The 17,165-nt window shown below is 69.3% G+C and carries 14 protein-coding genes and 1 pseudogene; 3 read left to right on the top strand and 12 right to left on the bottom strand.

Going from position 1 to position 17,165, the window contains the following annotated elements; translation table 11 throughout:
• Positions 1 to 271: 271 nt before the first annotated feature.
• The 7 genes from LXN57_RS38370 to LXN57_RS38340 form a co-directional block, all read right to left on the bottom strand.
• Positions 272 to 1,483, bottom strand: coding sequence for an FAD-dependent monooxygenase (locus LXN57_RS38370; RefSeq protein ID WP_251803129.1), 1,212 nt, complete (start codon positions 1,481 to 1,483; stop codon positions 272 to 274).
• Positions 1,480 to 2,877, bottom strand: a complete 1,398-nt coding sequence (locus LXN57_RS38365) for an MFS transporter (RefSeq protein WP_251803128.1) — start codon at positions 2,875 to 2,877, stop codon at positions 1,480 to 1,482. Before LXN57_RS38365 ends, LXN57_RS38370 begins: the two co-directional genes overlap by 4 nt.
• Complete coding sequence (locus LXN57_RS38360; RefSeq protein WP_251803127.1) at positions 2,874 to 3,620, bottom strand: YoaK family protein; 747 nt, start codon at positions 3,618 to 3,620, stop codon at positions 2,874 to 2,876. The genes LXN57_RS38365 and LXN57_RS38360 overlap by 4 nt, the downstream gene beginning before the upstream one ends.
• Positions 3,617 to 5,395, bottom strand: a complete 1,779-nt coding sequence (locus LXN57_RS38355; protein WP_251803126.1) for a gamma-glutamyltransferase family protein — start codon at positions 5,393 to 5,395, stop codon at positions 3,617 to 3,619. The genes LXN57_RS38360 and LXN57_RS38355 overlap by 4 nt, the downstream gene beginning before the upstream one ends.
• Before the next feature lie 19 nt (positions 5,396 to 5,414).
• Positions 5,415 to 6,524: a DUF3500 domain-containing protein gene (locus LXN57_RS38350; RefSeq protein ID WP_251803125.1), complete on the bottom strand. Its 1,110-nt coding sequence runs from the start codon at positions 6,522 to 6,524 to the stop codon at positions 5,415 to 5,417.
• Between the two features lie 628 nt (positions 6,525 to 7,152).
• Positions 7,153 to 9,405, bottom strand: coding sequence for an ABC transporter permease (locus tag LXN57_RS38345; RefSeq protein WP_251803124.1), 2,253 nt, complete (start codon positions 9,403 to 9,405; stop codon positions 7,153 to 7,155).
• The gene (locus LXN57_RS38340; protein WP_251803164.1) at positions 9,405 to 10,205 is read right to left on the bottom strand and encodes an ABC transporter ATP-binding protein; all 801 of its coding nucleotides are present in this window, start codon (positions 10,203 to 10,205) and stop codon (positions 9,405 to 9,407) included. The genes LXN57_RS38345 and LXN57_RS38340 overlap by 1 nt, the downstream gene beginning before the upstream one ends.
• Before the next feature lie 194 nt (positions 10,206 to 10,399).
• On the opposite strand from LXN57_RS38340, the gene LXN57_RS38335 reads away from it, so the two are divergent.
• Both LXN57_RS38335 and LXN57_RS38330 read left to right on the top strand, forming a co-directional pair.
• The gene (locus tag LXN57_RS38335; RefSeq protein ID WP_251803123.1) at positions 10,400 to 11,629 is read left to right on the top strand and encodes a sensor histidine kinase; all 1,230 of its coding nucleotides are present in this window, start codon (positions 10,400 to 10,402) and stop codon (positions 11,627 to 11,629) included.
• Positions 11,626 to 12,348, top strand: a complete 723-nt coding sequence (locus LXN57_RS38330) for a response regulator (protein ID WP_251803122.1) — start codon at positions 11,626 to 11,628, stop codon at positions 12,346 to 12,348. Before LXN57_RS38335 ends, LXN57_RS38330 begins: the two co-directional genes overlap by 4 nt.
• A gap of 121 nt (positions 12,349 to 12,469) precedes the next feature.
• Here the strand turns inward: LXN57_RS38330 and LXN57_RS38325 are convergent.
• The 4 genes and pseudogenes from LXN57_RS38325 to LXN57_RS38310 all read right to left on the bottom strand — a co-directional run.
• A pseudogene (locus LXN57_RS38325) lies at positions 12,470 to 12,589 on the bottom strand (IS6 family transposase); the annotation flags it as partial.
• 3 nt (positions 12,590 to 12,592) lie between these two features.
• Positions 12,593 to 13,210 carry a TetR/AcrR family transcriptional regulator gene (locus tag LXN57_RS38320; RefSeq protein ID WP_251803121.1) on the bottom strand — a complete coding sequence of 206 codons (618 nt, stop codon included), beginning with the start codon at positions 13,208 to 13,210 and terminating at the stop codon, positions 12,593 to 12,595.
• Between the two features lie 110 nt (positions 13,211 to 13,320).
• A complete protein-coding gene (locus tag LXN57_RS38315) occupies positions 13,321 to 14,469 on the bottom strand; it encodes a pyridoxal phosphate-dependent aminotransferase (RefSeq protein WP_251803120.1) in 1,149 nt (382 codons plus the stop codon).
• Positions 14,466 to 15,107: an RraA family protein gene (locus LXN57_RS38310; RefSeq protein WP_251803119.1), complete on the bottom strand. Its 642-nt coding sequence runs from the start codon at positions 15,105 to 15,107 to the stop codon at positions 14,466 to 14,468. Before LXN57_RS38310 ends, LXN57_RS38315 begins: the two co-directional genes overlap by 4 nt.
• A 168-nt stretch (positions 15,108 to 15,275) precedes the next feature.
• On the opposite strand from LXN57_RS38310, the gene LXN57_RS38305 reads away from it, so the two are divergent.
• A complete protein-coding gene (locus LXN57_RS38305; RefSeq protein ID WP_251803118.1) occupies positions 15,276 to 15,776 on the top strand; it encodes a hypothetical protein in 501 nt (166 codons plus the stop codon).
• Between the two features lie 387 nt (positions 15,777 to 16,163).
• Here LXN57_RS38305 and LXN57_RS38300 read toward each other — a convergent pair whose 3' ends face one another.
• Complete coding sequence (locus tag LXN57_RS38300) at positions 16,164 to 17,105, bottom strand: AraC family transcriptional regulator (protein WP_285904717.1); 942 nt, start codon at positions 17,103 to 17,105, stop codon at positions 16,164 to 16,166.
• Between the last annotated feature and the right edge of the window lie 60 nt (positions 17,106 to 17,165).

Raw genomic sequence — 17,165 nt, 5'->3', positions numbered from 1 at the left:
AACGGTGGATCGGATCAGACGCGAATTCGGCATTATCGGGTTCCGTCGCGGACGGCGGCCACCGGCTTCCTGTCGTCCCTGAACGGAACCCGTCGAGGTCCGTTGAAGTGGGTGTGAGGGTCCGACGGAAGTGGCAGCCGGCACGCTGATCATCGTGCTCTCTTCGAGCGCCTTCTGCCGGGATCGAGACAAGCGGAAACGGGAACGGCAGGTGCAGGATACCGAAACTATTCAACTGCGCTGGGGAAGAACCGCGCCGGTGGATCGGGGCTCAGGGCATGACCTTGGGCAGCGTGAGCGCCGAATGCGCCGGTCGTCCGCCCGCGGGGGGCATGACGCTGAGACTGCGCAGTCGGTTGTTGCGCTGCTGCAGTTCCTCGTTGGTGGTCGGGAAGAGGGTGGCGCCGCCCCGGCCGGCCAGCCCTTGGTTCGCGGTTACGAAGTCACGGGTGTCGCGCTCGTAGGCGGCGAAGCCGGCGGCGTGATCCCGGTCGGCCAGTGAAGCGGCGAGCATGTAGGCGCCCACGAGCGCGAGGCTGGTGCCCTGCCCGGTGAGGAACGAGGGCGCGTACGCTGCATCGCCCAACAAGGCCACCCGGCCGCTGGACCAGCGGGGCAGGTGGATCTGGCTGACCCCGTCGAAGAACAAGTCGTCGGCCTTGTGCATGGCGGCCAGCATGCCGGGGACCTCCCATCCGACGTCGGCGAAGACCGAGGTGAGCAGCTTCCGCTGGATATTCGGGTCGGAGAAGGCCTCGAACGGTGGTTCCGTCCGGGCGAAGTTCAGGAAGGCGTGCACGTCGCCGTCGCCGGCGGCGTAGAGCGCGGCGGCCCGGCCGGGGCTGTTCCACATCACAGTCTCGTCGCAGAGCCCGAAGGTGTTGGGCATGGTGAACACGGCGAAGCAGTAGCCGAGGTAGCGGTGGAACTGTTGTTCGGGGCCGAGGACCAACTGCCGGGTGTGTGAGTGCACACCGTCGGCCCCGACCACGACGTCGAAGGTTCGCCGGCCGCGTCCGCGGAAGGTGACGTCGACGCCGTGGGCGTGGTCGTCGAGGGTGTCGATGGAGTCGCCGAACAGGAACTCCACATCGTCCCGGACCGCGGCGTAGAGGGCGTCGGTGAGATCTCCCCGCCGCACCTCCAGATCTCGTCCCCCGACACCGCCGGTGACGGCATGCGGGTGCAGCGAGACCACCTCGCTGCCGTCGCCGTCCAGGAAGGTCAACCGGCGCACGTCGATGTGCACCTCCTGCAGGCGCTCGAGGAGGCCCATCCGGCGGACGACCTCCAGCGCGGTGCCGCGGACGTCGATGGGATAACCACCGCTGCGGACCGAGCCCGCCTTCTCCACCACCGTGACCGCGTACCCGTAGCGGTTCAGCCAGAACGCGAGGGCGGGCCCCGCGACGCTGGCTCCGGATATCAGCACCGTGCGTTTCGGCGTGGTGCTGGTACCGCTGGTCGGCTCAGCAGGGATCAATTTCTGGCTCCTTTGCTCATGGTACGGAGGGCAAGCAGGGACAGTGTCGTCACGACACTGGCGATGACCAGGGCGGTGACGTAAGCCGACTCGGCCGGGATGTCAGTCCCGGCCGGAGTCCCGGCGGTGAGGACGGCGCCGCCGATCTGTGCGCCGGTGGCGAAGCCGAGCACCCGGATGACCAGGACCATGCTGGTGGCGGTGCCAGTGTTGCCCTGGTCGACCGAGGTGGCGGTCTTGATGACCAGCGCCGTGATGCAGGCGCCGTTGGCCAGGCTGATCAGCGCCTTGCCGACGACCAGATGCCAGACCTCGGTGTGGACGAGAGCCATGCCGATCAGGCCGGCCGTCATGAGCACGATGCCGGCGGCGACCACGGCGGTCGAGCCGAAGCGCCGCACCCCGAGCCCGCCCAGGGGTCCGCTGATCGCCGCCATCGCGGCGGCAGGCAACAGGTAGCGCCCGATGTCGGTGGGACTGGCTCCGAAGCCGTACCCGTCGCCGGACACCGCGAACAGCTGCGTAACCAGGTAGATCGACAGCGCGGCGCCGACGCAGGTGGCGAAGGTGACCACATAGGAGCGCCAAATCGTCGGCCGGGCCAGCAGGCGCAGGTCGAACATCGGCGTGGCCGTGCGGCGCTCGACGGCAACCCAGCCGGTCACGAAGACGGTCAGGAGCACGACGACGCCGATGAGCAGGAGGGGCTGGGAGCCCATGTCGGGCGCCGTCGCGAGCCCGGCCATGAAGGTCAGCACGATGCCGCTCAGCAGCAGCATGCCGGGCCAGTCGATCCTGGCGTCGGTCCGGCTCGGTTGATCGTCCGGCAACAGCCGGTGGACGAGTACGGTCGCCGCGACGATCGCCATGGTCGGGATCGCGAACATCCAGTGCCGCGACAGCCCTTCGGCGATGGGACCGGCGATCAGCGTCCCCAGCATGCCGCCGCCGACGAAGAATCCGCTGACCACGCCGATGGCCACCGGGGACCGGTCGGCTGGGAGGAGCTTGCGCATCAGGATGAAGGAGAGCGGCATCGCGCCCACCATCGCGCCCTCCAAGGCCTGTCCGGCCAGCAGCACCGGGAGGTTCGGCGCGAGTGAGGACACCAGGCCGCCGGCCGTCACCACCACCATCAGCCAGATCATCACCCGTTTCCCGCCGTGGCGGTCGCCGAGGACGCCGGCGATGGGCGCGGTGAGGGCGCCGGTGATGAGCATCGCGATGCTCAGCAGCGCGCCTTGGGCGGGATCGATCGACAGCTCGCGCTGCAACAGCGGGAGCGTCGGTGACACCACCGATTCGAGCGTGCCGACGGCGCCGGCCAGGATACCTACGGCAGCGACGGCGGAGTTGCCGACGATGCGAAGCGGAGGAGCCGCGGGTGCGGTCATGGACGTCCTGCCTTCTTTCGGGGAATCTCGGCCGTGATCACGCCGAGGCCCGGGACGGCCGACCCGGTCGTGCTCGCCGGGTGGCCGGCGGAGCGGGCGCAGGTGTGGCCGAGGACGGTCACCGCCAGCACGACCAGGGCTGCGGCTGCCACCGCGAGACCTTCGTGCACCTGGCACAGTGCCGCGCCGGTGACCGCTCCGAGGGCGATGAGGGTGACGGCGGCGCCTCGGCGCAGTGCCGGTTGACCGCGGCGGCCGCCCAGCCGCGAGTCCGCCGCGAGGCTGGTCAGCGTGGACGTGACAACCACGGTGGTGACGTCCTTGACGGCCAGATGGCGTGCCGTTGCCGCCTGTACGCCCATGGCCAGTGCCAGCAACGACGCCATCGTCGCGCGGGAGACCGCGGTGCCCGCCCCGAGCAGGGCCAGGCCGAGCGCCGTGCCGGCCAGAACCACTCCCACGACACTGAGCAGACCCGTGCATCGGCGGCTCCAGCCGGGGCTGGCGATGCGCAGCACGCGCCCGGCCACGGCGGCGCCGACCAGGAAGAACACCAGCGCCAGGACAGGCCCGAGCACGGGCAGATCTGTCTCGCCGGTGGCCGCCATGCCCAGGATGACCACGTTGCCCGTCATGTTGCCCGCGAACACCTTGTCCAAGCTCAGGTACCCGACCGCGTCGACGACGCCGGTCGTGAAGGTGAGGGCGAGCATCAGGCCCACCGGCGTGACGAGCCGTCTCATCGGCCCGCCGCGTAACCCTGGGCGCCGCGCGGGTTCGCCCCTGCCTGCAGGAGGCCGCTGTGCGGATCACGGGTGACCACGGACAGCCGGCCGAGGCTCCACGGTCCGGAGACGGTCACGTCGTGGCCGCGTTCGCGCAGTGCGTCGATGACCGCTCGGCCCGCTCGCTCCTCGATCACCAGTCCGCCCGGCGTCCAGGTCCGCGGCCAGAACGAGCTCGGCATCGCGGTGGTGTGGAACGCGGGCGCGTCGATCGCCTCCTGCGGGTCCATCCCCAGGGCGAGGGTGCGTACGAGGTAGAGCAGTTGCCATTGGTCCTGCTGGTCGCCGCCCGGTGTGCCGAGCGCGGCGACGGGACTGCCGTCCCGCAGCAGCAGCGTCGGCGACAGAGTCGTCCGCGGCCGCCGACCCGGCGCCAGGCGCGTCGGGGCGGCCGGGTCCAGCCATGTCATCTGGAGCCGCGTGCCGAGCGCGAAACCGAGTTCCGGCACCGCCGGGGAGGACTGCAGCCACCCGCCCGACGGGGTGGCGGAGATGATGTTGCCCCAGCGGTCGACGATGTCGATGTGACAGGTGTCGCCGCGGGTCTCGCCGGTCTCTTGCACGGTCGGTTCGCCCACGCCCTCGGTCCGGACCGAGGGCTGCCGGGCGATCAACGGCGGAGCGTACGGTGTGACGCCGATGTCACCGGGCCGGAACGCGGTCGATGCGGCCGGGCCGATCAGGCCGGCGCGCTCCTTGCTGTACCGGGAGGACAGCAGCCGGCGCGCCACGGCCTCCGCTTCCGCCGGATCCCGATGCCCGTAGAACGCCTCCCGGTCGGCCATCGCCAGCTTCAAAGCCTCGATGATCGTGTGGACTCCTCCGGCGGTCGACGGATCGATCTGTGCGTCGTCGAAGTGGTCGAGAATGGTGAGGGCCTGCAGCAGCACGGGACCCTGGGACCACAGACCCGCCTTCGCCACCGTGACACCCCGGAACTCCGCGGTGACCGGGGGCTCGACCGACGGCCTGAAGTCGGCGAAGTCGGCGGCGCTGAGCACGCCGGCGTGGTCGGTGCCCGAGGAGTGCCGATGCGGCGTCGCCGCGAACTCGGCCACGGTGGTGGCCACGAAGCCGGTTCGCCAGGCGCGCCGGGCGGCGTCGATCCGGGCGATCCGGGTGTCGCCGGCGCCCTCTGCGCAAAGCCGGCGCAGGGTCCGTGCGTAGACCGGGTTGACGACACTATCGTGCGGTTGCGGGACTCGCCCTTCGGGCATCCACAGCGCGTACGACGTCGGCCAGTGCGTCCGGAAAAGATCCTCGACTGTGGCCAGGACGCGTGCCAATTGGGGTACGGCCGGAACTCCGTGCTCCGCGTAGTCGATCGCGTAGGCCAGGATGTCGGTGAACTCCCAGGTACCGAACTCGGCGAGCAGCCACAGCCAGGAGTCGACGGCGCCCGGGACTGCGGCGGCCAGGGCGCCCGCGCCCGGGACATGGTCGAGTCCTTCGGCCCGGAAGTGCTCTATCGTCGCTGCCCGCGGAGCGTGGCCCTGTCCGGCCAGCACCAGCGGGGACGTTCCCGCCGCGGTTGCGAAGACGGCGACGAGATCGCCGCCCGGCCCGTTGAGATGGGGTTCGGCCACGTGCAGCACGAAGGCGCCAGCGGTCGCCGCGTCGAACGCATTGCCGCCCCGCTCCAGCACGGACTGGGCCGTGGCGGAGGCCAGCCAGTGCGTCGACGCGCACATGCCGAAGGATCCCCGCAGCGTGGGCCGGGTCTTGTCGGCCATGTACGTCACCTCCCGTTCCTCATCGCGCGTGGTGGGCGGCGTGATGGGCGGCCAGGACGTCGCCGCCGAAGTCTGTCTCCGGGTCCCGCCACACCGCGTGCGCGTGGTTGACCCCGCGATGGACGTTGGTCCACTCGATGAGGAGCCGCGGGCCCTGCAGGCGGTAGTAGTGCGGCTGGCCCGCCGTGGTCGAGCCGGCCCAGGCGAGGTGCACGGCGTCCAACGCCCCCGGGTCGTCGTAGCGGGACAATGGCGAGACCCCGTCCTGGACGCGATCGAGGTACGTGCCGAGCAGTGCCCGCAACAGTCCTCGCTGAGCGGTGTCGAGCTCGGTGCCCGGCACGCCCTTGGGCGTGGGGGCGATGGACAGCGCCCTCTGGTCGGCATCCTCGAGGCCGGTGGCCGGTTCGTCGGCACGGTCCGGGACGTGCTGGCCGGGGCGCCAGAGTTCGCGGCGCTTCACCACGTGGTCGCCGATCCGGGTGCTGTTGCCCGCCACGACATCGTTCGGGGCGCGCGCCAGCAGCACCGCCCGGGCGGGGTCGGGGCGCAGGGAGCGGACCAGCTCGCGGGCCAGGTCCTCGGCCGTCCCCAGCGGACGCAGCGTCGCCCCGCCCAGGAGCGGGGAAACGGCCGGGTCGGCACCGAGGAAGCACGGCGTGGTCGCGACGACGCGCCCGTCGACCACGAGGTAGTTGAGCGAGACGTGGTGGCCGCCGAACCGCCATCCCCACGGTTGGGTTCCGCCGGGCTCGCCGAAGACCCGCAGGTAGTACATGCCCGGGTCGCGGGTGCGTTCCCGGCCCCAGCGCACCGAGAAGCCCTCGACGCGGTCGAGTATGTTCTCCAGGCCGAGCACGGCGGCGACGGTGGTGTACCCGGCTTCGGACAGTCCACTCGCGACAAGCCGCATCACCAGCCGGTGCTGGACGGGGCGCTGCTGGTGGAAGGTGAGCCCGCCGTGATCGGTGGGCGTGTAGAACCAGCGGGTACGTTCAGCCTCGGCCACGCCGCCGGCGCCCGGCGGCGGTCCGACCGCCACCGTGCGCTGATCCGCGTCCAAGGAGTCCAGCCACGCCTGGGCTGCCTCGGCCATCCGGTTCGCGACCTCGCGGGCGGCGTCAGTCATCGCCCGAGCGCGCCTGACATCAAGGCCCGCCGGCCGTGGGCCGGCGTCGCGCTGCTCACCGCGAGGCCATTTCGAGGAACTCGCGCACCCAGCGGGCGATCGTGTCGGGGAACTCCAGCGCGATCGCGTGTCACCCACCCTCGATCGAACGCAGTCGGGCGTCGGGAATCCGTTGCTCTATCAAGATGGCGCCCCTGTATGGCGCCGGCCGGTCCGCCGTGCCGCGGTCTACCTGTTGCCCTAGCCACTGCCGACTCCTTGTCAATTAGTGAGGAATTGATCTGAGTTGAGATGACCTTGTCATATAAGCCTTGCGAGAAAACCGAACCGCAGGGCGGGGTCGGCTCGCCTGTGGGCAACACAGTCGCCCGTCTGGGAAAGGTGTGCGCGGCGGAGGCGATACACGAGCCGTCCGCGAGAGCAACGGATGAGCGGCTAGATTCCAGACAGCGAGTCTTCGCCGCTGCCGCGCGATCCCAGCCCGAAGCCATCAGCACGCTGTCCGTCGCGGCGGCGATAAATGTATTGAGTTCGATCCCAAATGCGAAAGATATCTCAGATAAGGGAAACCATAAGCCACATGGCGTTCGGGCGCAAAGATCGCTGATACGAACCGCTCCACCGAGGGCTATTCGAGGGCGAGTGCCGCCTCGGCCGGCCGGTTACGCGTCACCTGCCATGCGGGCAGGAGCATGGCTCCGAGCGTCAGCAGCGCGGCAAGTGTGGCTGTCGACAGGTAGATCCACGGGGATCCGGCGGGTAGGGCGGAGTCGAGGCGCTTGAGGCTGACCGGCACGAGGATCCCGGTCACGGCAGCGGTGCCCAGCGCGATGCCGCCGGCGGCCAGGATCGCGCCCTCCAGGCCGACCATCCGCATCACCTGGCCACGAGTCGAGCCGGCGAGCCGCTGCAGCCCGAACTCCCGACGCCTCGCCGCCGTACTCGACACCAAAGTGTTGATCACCGTGATCGCCGCGTACCCCGCGATCATGAGCACCATGATGTAGATCGCGAAGTTGGCGGTCTTCTTCTGCTCGTCAAACTCCGTCAACAGGACGTCGCGGCCAGTCACGGCCAGTCCCGCCTCGGCGGAGGTCACCTTGGTCAGCTCCGCCACCAACTGCTCGGGGGTGATGTTCCCGTCAGATTTGACCAGGATGCGCGTCGCATGTCCCTCGGTGGTGTGGGCGGCCAGGGTGTCGGCGGGGAGCAACAGGGTGTTGTAGTCGTCCGGGGCGGAGAACAGCGCGGCCACCCGCAGGTCGAGAGGGGTGTTGTCGCCCATCCGCAGCTTGATCGTGTCGCCGACGTCGACGCCGAGCTTGTCGGCGTGCTGGTCCTCGATCGCGATCGTTTCGTCGTGCAGGTCGGAGATGCGGCCCGCGGTGACCTTGACTGGCGTGGTGACGTCGGCGCCGGCGGCGGTGACGCCCTGCAAGATCCAGCCCTCGTTCATCGGCGAGCGGTCCTTCGGACTCTCGATGAAGCCGACACTGTCGATGTGCTCCGAGGCGCCGGCGACGCTCGGCAGGTCGCTGATCCGTTCCAGCAGGCCCGCGTCGAAGCGGTCCTGAGTGGTCACCACGGCGTCGGCGACCAGGTTGTCGGCGAAACTCCGCCGATCAGCCTCGTCGCTCGTCGCCTGGAGGTACAGCATGCCGGTCGACACCGCGGTGAGCAGGATGACCGGCCCCATGACGGCCGCCAGCCGGCCGCTGCGCCCACGTGCGTTGAGCACAGCGAGCTGGCCGGTCACACCACCCAACGCGCGCACGGGCCACTGCACGGCAAAGGTCGTGACCTTCGTCAGCACGGGTGCCAGTAACGCGAACCCGATAGCGAGCAGGATCACGGCGGGTGCGGCGGTGGCCGGCGAGAGCGGTCCACTCATCACGGCGATTGTCACGATGGTCAGGGCCATCCCACCGGCGAGGACGATCACCGCCAGCAGCAAGCGTCCGGCACCGATCAGCTTGCCTTCGACAGAGACCTCCGCGAGCGCCTGGGCCGGCTTGATGCGCGACGCCCTTCTGCCGGCACCCAAGGCACCGGCCACGGCCGCGAGGATCGCCACCGTCATGGCGGCCACGGTGGGGATCCAGCCCTGGTGGAAGGCCATGCCGTCCGCGGCGATCCCGCGCTCAGCGAGCTGCTCGAACACGAACTCGCCCAGGAACCGGCCCGGGAAGGAGGCTAGTGCGGTGGCTAGTAGCGACAGCAGCAGCGTCTCGCGAAGGATCAGCCGGCGCAGTTGGCGAGGTGTCGCGCCCACGGCTCGCAGCAGCGCCAGGTCCTGCTGGCGCTGGGCGATCGAGAGGGCGAGCATGGAAGCCACCCCGAAGATGGACACCAGGATCGCGAAGGCGGTGAGGATACCGGCCAGGCCCATCACCGTGACGCCGCTCTCCCTGGCCTCGCGCAGTTCGGCCTGCCCCCGTTGGTCACCGACCAGGGTGACGGTCGTGGCATCCAACTCGGCGTCGATCCGCTTCCGGAGCTCGCTGATGTCCACTCCGGGATCGGCCACCACACCGATCGCGTCGACCGTGCCCGCCCGCGGGACACCCTCGAAGACGAATCTCTCGGTCTTTCGCACACCAGGCAGCGCCCCGATCGTGTTCGCCAGCCCCGCGTCGATACGGACCCGCTCGGGCAGGATCGGAGGTTCGTCGGGGTCGCCACCGGAGTCGTGGTAGTCCTGGTCACCGGCGACGACGACGTCGGCCGAGGCCAGCTGTCGCGGAGGAACAGCTGTGCGAATGCTGGTCTCGATCAGGCCGCCACAAGCCATCATGATGGCCGCCGCGAAGAACATGGCCAAAAACGCGGCCACGAACATGCCCGCGCGAAACCGCAGGGTGCGCAATGCGAACGCCAGCATCAGCGCTCCCCTCCTCGGCTCATAGCCAACCGCGGGAGAGGGTCTTCGTCGGCGAACGCGCCCAGGTGGGTCATCCGGTCGGCCACGGATTGAGGTTTCGGCGAGCGCAGCTCACCGGCCAGCGCCCCGTCGGCGAGAAACAGGACGCGATCGGCGTACGACGCGGCGACCGGATCGTGGGTCACCATCACGATCGTCTGGCCGGCCGTCTGCGACGCCTGCCGCAGCAGCGTGAGAATGTCGCGTGCGGTCCTGGTGTCGAGCGCGCCGGTCGGCTCGTCGGCGAAGATGACCGCGGGGTCACTGACCAACGCCCGAGCGATGGCGACCCGCTGCTGCTGCCCACCGGACAGCTCCGCCGGACGGTGGTTGCTTCGATCAGCCAGGCCAACCTGTTCCAGGATGTTCGAAACCCGGCCCCGAGCCGGCTTGCGGCCGGCGAGCCGCAGCGGCAACGTCACGTTCTGCCGCACGGTCAGGACCGGCAGCAGGTTGAACGCCTGGAAGACGAAGCCGATCCGGTCCCGCCGCAGCTTCGTCAACTCGCTCTCGTTCATCTCGCTGAGCTCATGCTCCTCGATCAGAACCGAACCCGACGTCGGCTGATCCAACCCGGCCGCGCACTGCAGCAGAGTGCTTTTGCCGGAGCCCGAAGGCCCCATGATCGCCGTAAACGTTCCTCGAACGAACCGCGTCGTCACGCCATCGAGCGCCACCACCTGATTGTCGCGCCGTCCGTAGACCTTGCGCACAGCCGTCAGCCGCACCGCATCAGTGGTGTCTCCGGTGTTATCCAACATTCTTCCCGCCGGACAGCCGTCCGACCCGATGCCGGACGATTCAGTAACCACCCTGTCGTCCACCGCGGCGCCGCACATCGTTTGCCCTCACCGTCTCCGCCTGGTGCGCGCGGACCAGACCGGAACCGCTTCTGGTGCAGATGCACTACACGCATGGCCCGTGTCCGGGGGCGGCCGTCCCGTAGCCTGACCGTGTGTCGCGTGAGTGGACATCGCGGGCGAGGCGACCCGGCACGCGGTGGTGGCGGGAGGCAGAGGTCGTCGCGGTGGCGTTCGTGCTCTGCCTGCTCGGAGGTTTGCTGCACGACGACGACACCCTGGCGCCGCCGCAGACGCCGACCTACCTCATCGCCGCGGTGTCGTCGGCGATGCTCCTGGCGCGGCACCGCTTGCCCGTGGCCACCATGACGGCCACGACCGTGTGCGGCATGCTTGTGGCGCCCTTGGGCCTGTTGCCCAGCCCACTCGTCATTGCCCCCGCACTCATAAGCGCTTACTCGCTCGCCGTACGCAGCGAACTCCGGGTAATGGTCGTGATCCTGCTCCCGTCGGCCGCGCTGCTGGTCGCCTTCACCCCGTTCTTCGAGACCGACTTCTCGTGGGAGGACACAAGCAGGCTGGTGACCGTGGCCGCGTCCCCGCTCATAGCCGCCGTGCTCGGCCGCTCGGCGCAGCACCGGCGGGCCTACCTGACGGTCGTGCAGGAGCGGGCACGCCGGGCCGAGGAAACCCGGGACAGCGAGGCCCGCCGGAAGGTCGCCGAGGAGCGGGTCCGCATCGCCCGCGAACTGCACGACCTGGTAGCCCACCAGATCACCCTGGCCAACGCGCAGGCCTCCGTCGCCGCCCACCTCTTCGACACCCGCCCAGAGCAGACCCGCGTCAGCCTGGAGGAACTGGTCAAGACCACCCGCCACGCCCTGGACGACCTGCGGGCTACAGTCGGCCTGCTGCGCCAGCCCGACGACACATCCGCACCCATCGATCCGGCGCCCGGGCTATCGCAGGTCCCCGCCCTGCTGAGCGCCTTCCGCCGCGCGGGCCTGGAAGTGTGGATGCACGAGGACGGCACAGTCAGGCCGCTACCACCGGCAGTGGACCTCACCGCCTACCGCATCATCCAGGAAGCCCTGACCAACGTGACCAAGCATGCACCCACCGGTAGCGCCCAGGTACGCCTCACCTGGCACCGCGACCACCTGACCATCACCGTCACCGACGACGGCAAGGGCCCCGCTACGCCGAGGCGCCCACCCGGTTACGGTCTGATCGGCATGCATGAACGGGCGACCGCGGTCGGCGGAACCCTCACCGCGGGCGCGCGCCCCCAGGGAGGATTCCTGGTCTCCGCCGACCTGCCTCTTCGATCTGCTGAGCACACAGCACGGACGACTGAAGCGGCAGCCAGAAGTGAGGACCGATGATCCACGACGCACCAGGTCAGGGACGCGCGGTGCCGTTCCGGGTCCTCCTCGCCGATGACCAGGCGCTGCTACGCGGTGCTTTCCGCACCCTCCTCGACAGCGCCGACGACATCACCGTGGTTGGCGAGGCAAGCCACGGCGGGCAGGCGGTGGCCCTGACCCGCGAGCTACACCCAGACGTCGTGATCATGGACATCCGGATGCCCGACATGGACGGCCTCACCGCCACCGTGATGATCTGCGCCGACCCGGACCTGCGTGCCACCCGCGTACTGATTCTCACCACGTACGAGACCGACGAGTACATCGCTCAAGCCCTGCGCGCCGGGGCCAGCGGCTTCATCGGCAAGGGCATCGCGGCCCCGGACCTGCTGAACGCCGTACGCACGGTAGCCGCCGGCGACACCCTCTTATCCCCAGCCGCGACCCGCTCTCTGGTCGCCCGTTTCCTCGCCACACCGGCCGAAACCCCACCACGCCATCCGCAACAACTCGCCGCACTCACCCCGCGCGAACGCGAGATGGTCGCCCTGGTGGCAACCGGCCTGTCCAACCTGGAGATCGCTGACCGGATGTACCTCAGCCCCTTCACCGTCCGCGCCCACGTGCAGCGCGCCATGACAAAGCTCGAGGCACGCGACCGCGCGCAACTCGTTGTCATCGCGTATCAGACCGGGCTGGCCGGCGCCAACCACGACGGCAGCACCGACGGGGTGTGACGGCCTCTACCATGGCAGTCGGTCTTCGACGTCGAAGCAACGTCCCGTCGTCGCCTCGCCCGGTAGTGCGGATCGATCGGATCGTCGGCGAGCCGGCGCGTTGGTCACACCGAGGTGAGCAATCTTCGACATCGCGGTAGGAGAGCCCGTAGCGCAGGTACCACCGGATCGCCACCTCGATCGCCTCGGCCGGGAGGCGGAACCCTGCGAACGTGGCCGGCGTCCGCCGATCGCCCGGCAGCCGTCAGCCGGCGCGCGCCCACCCGCGCAGGGCGCCGCCGTACGCCTCGGTCAGCCGCGTGATGATTTCCTGGCGCGACATCTCCGTCTGCCGCAGCAGGTCCTGGATCTCCCGCGGATCGAACATCATGTTGGCCAGGAACAGCGCGTATTCGACCATCGTGTCCGGGAGGCCGATGTCGTCGAGCAGCCCCCGCACCGGCTCACTCCAGGCATCCCGCAGGGCCACGATGATCGCGTTCCCGCTCCTGAGCCGCTCCAGGTAGCCCAGCCTGGACCGAAGCTGCACCAACGCCGGGCCGTGCTCGGCCAGCAGCTTCACCCACTCGTTCACGACCGAGTCGAACAGCGGCCGCCCTTTCGCGGTCGACGTCGCGCTGAAGTCGCGGAGCTGCTCGACGACGCTGAGCACGTAAGCCGCGAGCACGTCGTCCAGCGAGGAGTAGTAGCGGTAGGCGGTGGCCGGCCCGATCTCCGCCCGGGACGCGACGGCCTGCATGGTGAGCTGATCGGGATCCTCCCGGGCAAGCTCACCGACGGCCTTCAGCAGCTGCCGATGGTTGCGGCGGGTGTCACTCCGTAGCTTGCGTCCCCCATGTGGCGAGACCTGCTGGTCGGACATCGGCCCCCTCCGCCCTGTGCAAGAACAGCCGAAGGATATCGCCCCCTCAGCGACCCGGATGAGGCCGAGTGTGCCGGCGCGGTACACATTACCCTCATCTGACCTCGCCTTTAGACGCGTGCACCGCGGAGATGGGAGACGATACGGTCCAACCCGATGCGCAGGTCGTCGTCGGATGCCGCGAACGAGATCCGGACGTACCCCTCGCCCGACGGGCCGTACTCGACGCCGGCCCGCACCATCACCTTCCGCTCAGCGAGCTCCCGGGCGACCACCTCGGAGGGCAGGTCGGCGTCGTAGCGGAGGAACCCGTAGAACGCTCCCTCCGGCGGGACGAGGTGCACGCTGGGAACGTCGGAGAGCTTCGCCAATACGGTCGCGCGGCGCCGCCCGTACGTGTCGACCATGGCATCGACGACGGTGTCGGGCAGCTCGAGTGCGGCGAGGGCCGCATGCTGGACCGCCGTGTTCACCGAGCCGTTGTAGGTGCGGTGCACGTGCGCCGCCGCGTCCACCACCTCCCGCGGCCCCGCCAGGTACCCCACCCGCCAGCCCGTCATCGCGTACGTCTTGGAGAACGTCTGCACGTACGCCGTCCGGTCCCGCAGCGAGGCGATCTCCAGCGCGGAGGTCTGCGCATGCCCGGGGTAGACCAGCCGGTGGTACGCCTCGTCGCTGACGACCAGGGTGTCCGAGCCGTCGAGGAGCTTCCCGAGGGCTTCGAGCTCATCCTCGCGGTGCACGATGCCGGTCGGGTTGGACGGATTCGAGAAGACAATCATCGCGGCGCCGGGAAGCGCGGAGGCCAGCGCGTCCAGGTCCCAGTGCAGGTCCGGAGCAAGCGGGACGAAATCCACGGTTCCCCCGGCAAGGACGACCAGGTCGGCGTAGAGCGAGTAGGCAGGCTCCGGTATGACGACGCGGTCGCCGGGGCCGATCATCGCCAGCACGACGGCCGCCAGCGCCGCAGTGGCGCCATGGGTGACCACGACGTCCTCCGCGGCCCACGTCCGGCCCGGATGCGCCGGCAGCCTGGAAGCGAGCGCGGCTCGCAGCTGCCGCAGGCCGCGCTGGTCGGCGTAGTGGGTCTCGCCGCGGCGTAGAGCGGTCATCGCGGCCTCGATCACCGGTGCCGGCGTTGGGAGATCGGGCTCACCCATGGCCAGCGATACGGCGCCCGCCGGCGCCGGTGTGAGGGCCGGGCGTCGCGAGCAGCGGCGCAGCTCCGTGATCCGGAAGGCGGGCGGCATGGTGGTCATCGGTTCAACGCCGGACGGCTGGTGCGCGCCGAGAGGATGCGCTGCCGGAGCTCCTTCTCCTTCTCGCCTATCCGGTCGACCGCGTCCACGACCTCCTGGACGCGGTGCCGAGGAACAACGACGACACCGTCGGCGTCGCCGACGAGCACATCACCCGCGGCTACGACCACGCCGCCGACTGCCACCGGGACACCGATGGCGCCAGGTCCCTCCTTGAAGGGTCCGGCCGGGGTAACCGCACGCGCGTAGACGGCCAGGCTCATCCCGGACAGCGCCTGGACGTCGCGGACGGCGCCGTCGATCACCGCCCCGACCACGCCGGTGTTCACCATGATCTCGCCGATGAGGTCGCCTATCAGCGCACGGGTCATGTCCCCGTGGCCGTTGACGACCAGGACGTCGCCCGGGCGGGCTTCGTCGAGCGCCCGGTGGATGGCTAGGTTGTCACCCGACCGGACGTCCACCGTCAGAGCGTTCCCCAACAGGGCGGGACCCTCGGTGAGCAGCCGGATGCCGCCGTCCATGACGGTCATCCGCTGCAGCGCATCGCCGACGTTGGCCGCCGGCACCTCCCTCAGGCGGCGGGACTTCGCCTCTGCAGCACGCTCCCAGGCCGGAGTGATGCGCACGCTGTCCACTGCCGCAATGATGAACACTGTGAATTCCGATCTCAAGTAAGAGACGCGTCTCATATCATGGACCACTCTAGCCATCGATGTGCCCGTTTACAACCATCCGATCGATACGACATTCTCATATGAGATGCCGCTATGATGATGGAGTTCACCGACCCGGGAGGAGCCCCCGTGCTGTCCGACACCCATCCCAACGCCCTGTGGCTGGCCGAGCTGTATCGGGGAGGCGCGGCGATTACCTCCGACCTCAGCCTGAGCGAGGACGAGCGCATTCGGCGGCAGGAAGAGCGCGTCAAGGAAGTGATGGAGCGCATGTCATCAGACTTCGTGATCCACACCGGTGGCGTTCGCCTGGCGGCGACTGGGGGGATGGACTTCATGCGCCGTTACACGAAGCGGCGAGCGAGCCTGGCCGACGCCAACGTCGAACCCCTCGAGTTCGACCAGATCTTGGCCGACGACCACTACGGCATCGTCCATGGGACTTTCCGCACGTCGCGTGACGAATGGAAATGGACCCGCGTCGGCATGGGCGCATGGCGCTTCAAGGACGGCGTAGCCGTCGAGCACTGGGAGCTCTCCGATGGACCAACGTGGGACAAGTTCTTCCTCGCCGGCGACCCTGCGTCGTTCACGGGCTCGGCCGAGGAGTTCTGGACCCACGGCGTTTGACCCCTTCGGGCGACGCCAGGCGGCTGGATGACGCGGCTCAGCCATCCGGCGACCTCATCCGAAGGGCAGCAGCGCGGAGAGCCACTCGTACTGCGATCTCTGACCTCCGCAGTTCGAACCCATCGCGATCCACCGGCCACCTTCGCGGAGCTAAACGGCGGTGGCGCGCCACGGTGGCGGGGCAAAGTGCATAGATGTCGGCACGGCCAGCGCGCGAACTCGCGCGCCGGCTCAGCTCGGATGCGCATGGTCAACGTACTGCGGTGGAAGGGCGTCCAGGGTGGCGAGGTTGGCGAGCGCGTCTGATGACGTGTGGTGCTACCGCCGATTTCCCTCATAGTGCGATGTCGTTCCCCACCACAGCGTCGTGCTGGTACTGCCACAGCGCTAAGGCGGAGGCGCGTTATCGGCGGGGCCGTTCTGGCTGACGGATCCGGCGTAGCGTCGCGGGGGCATACCCATGATGCGTTTGAATGCGGTGTTGAAGGCGTGTTCGGACTCGTATCCCAGGGAGCCGGCGATCCGGGCGATGGTGTCGTTGCCCTGTTGGAGGCGCTCGGCGGCGAGCATCATCCGCCACCGGGCCAGGTAGGCGATCGGGGTCTCACCGGCGCGGGCCCGGAAGCGCTCGGCGAAGGTGGTGCGGGACATGCCGGCGGTCGTGGCGAGTTCCCGTACGGTCCAGGAGTGGGCGGGGTCGGCATGCATCGCGGCGAGGGCGGCATGCACCTGTGGGTCGGCGAGTGCGGCGAACCAGCCGACGTCGTCACGTCCCGGCGCGGCCAGGTAGAGGCGCAGCGCCTGGATCAGCATCATGTGCGCGAGGTGCTGGGCTATCAGGGCCGAGCCGGGACGGGGCTCGCGGAACTCCTCCATCATCAGCTCGATCGACCAGCGCAACCGGGCGCGGTCGTCGGATGTCGTGACCACCATGAGCGGGGGCAGGTTGTGCATTAGCAGTTCGACGTGCGGGCTACCGGCTTCGAAGCGGCTGCCGACCAGATAGACGTCCCCGCCACCGTTGTAGGTGACGACCTTCCCGCTGCGGTCGGGGTCGAGCACCACGGAGGAGCGCACCGGCTCGACGCCCGCTGCGCTGCCGATGACGGCGGTCCGGCCGGTGGGCAGCACGAAACAGGCGCCTTCCGGGACCGGCGCCGGCGCGGTGCCATCGATCGTCAGCCAGCAGGAGCCCTTGACGACCGCGTAGCACTTGATCCGGCCGGTCAGGTCGTCGAGTTCCAGCGCCCAGTCGCCCCCGGCGTCGAATCCGGCGGTGATGTAGCTGCGTGGCTTCAGCATTGCCAGTACCTCGCTCAGCGGATCCATCATGCCTCCGGACGATCGCGAACAAACGACGGATTTTCTAGCATAGAAGGTACGGCCTGG

The organism is Paractinoplanes hotanensis (assembly GCF_023717965.1).
GTDB classification, from domain to species: Bacteria; Actinomycetota; Actinomycetes; order Mycobacteriales; family Micromonosporaceae; genus Actinoplanes; species Actinoplanes polyasparticus.
Note: the sequence above shows the minus strand (reverse complement) of the source record. Positions and strands in the feature narration are given on the sequence as shown.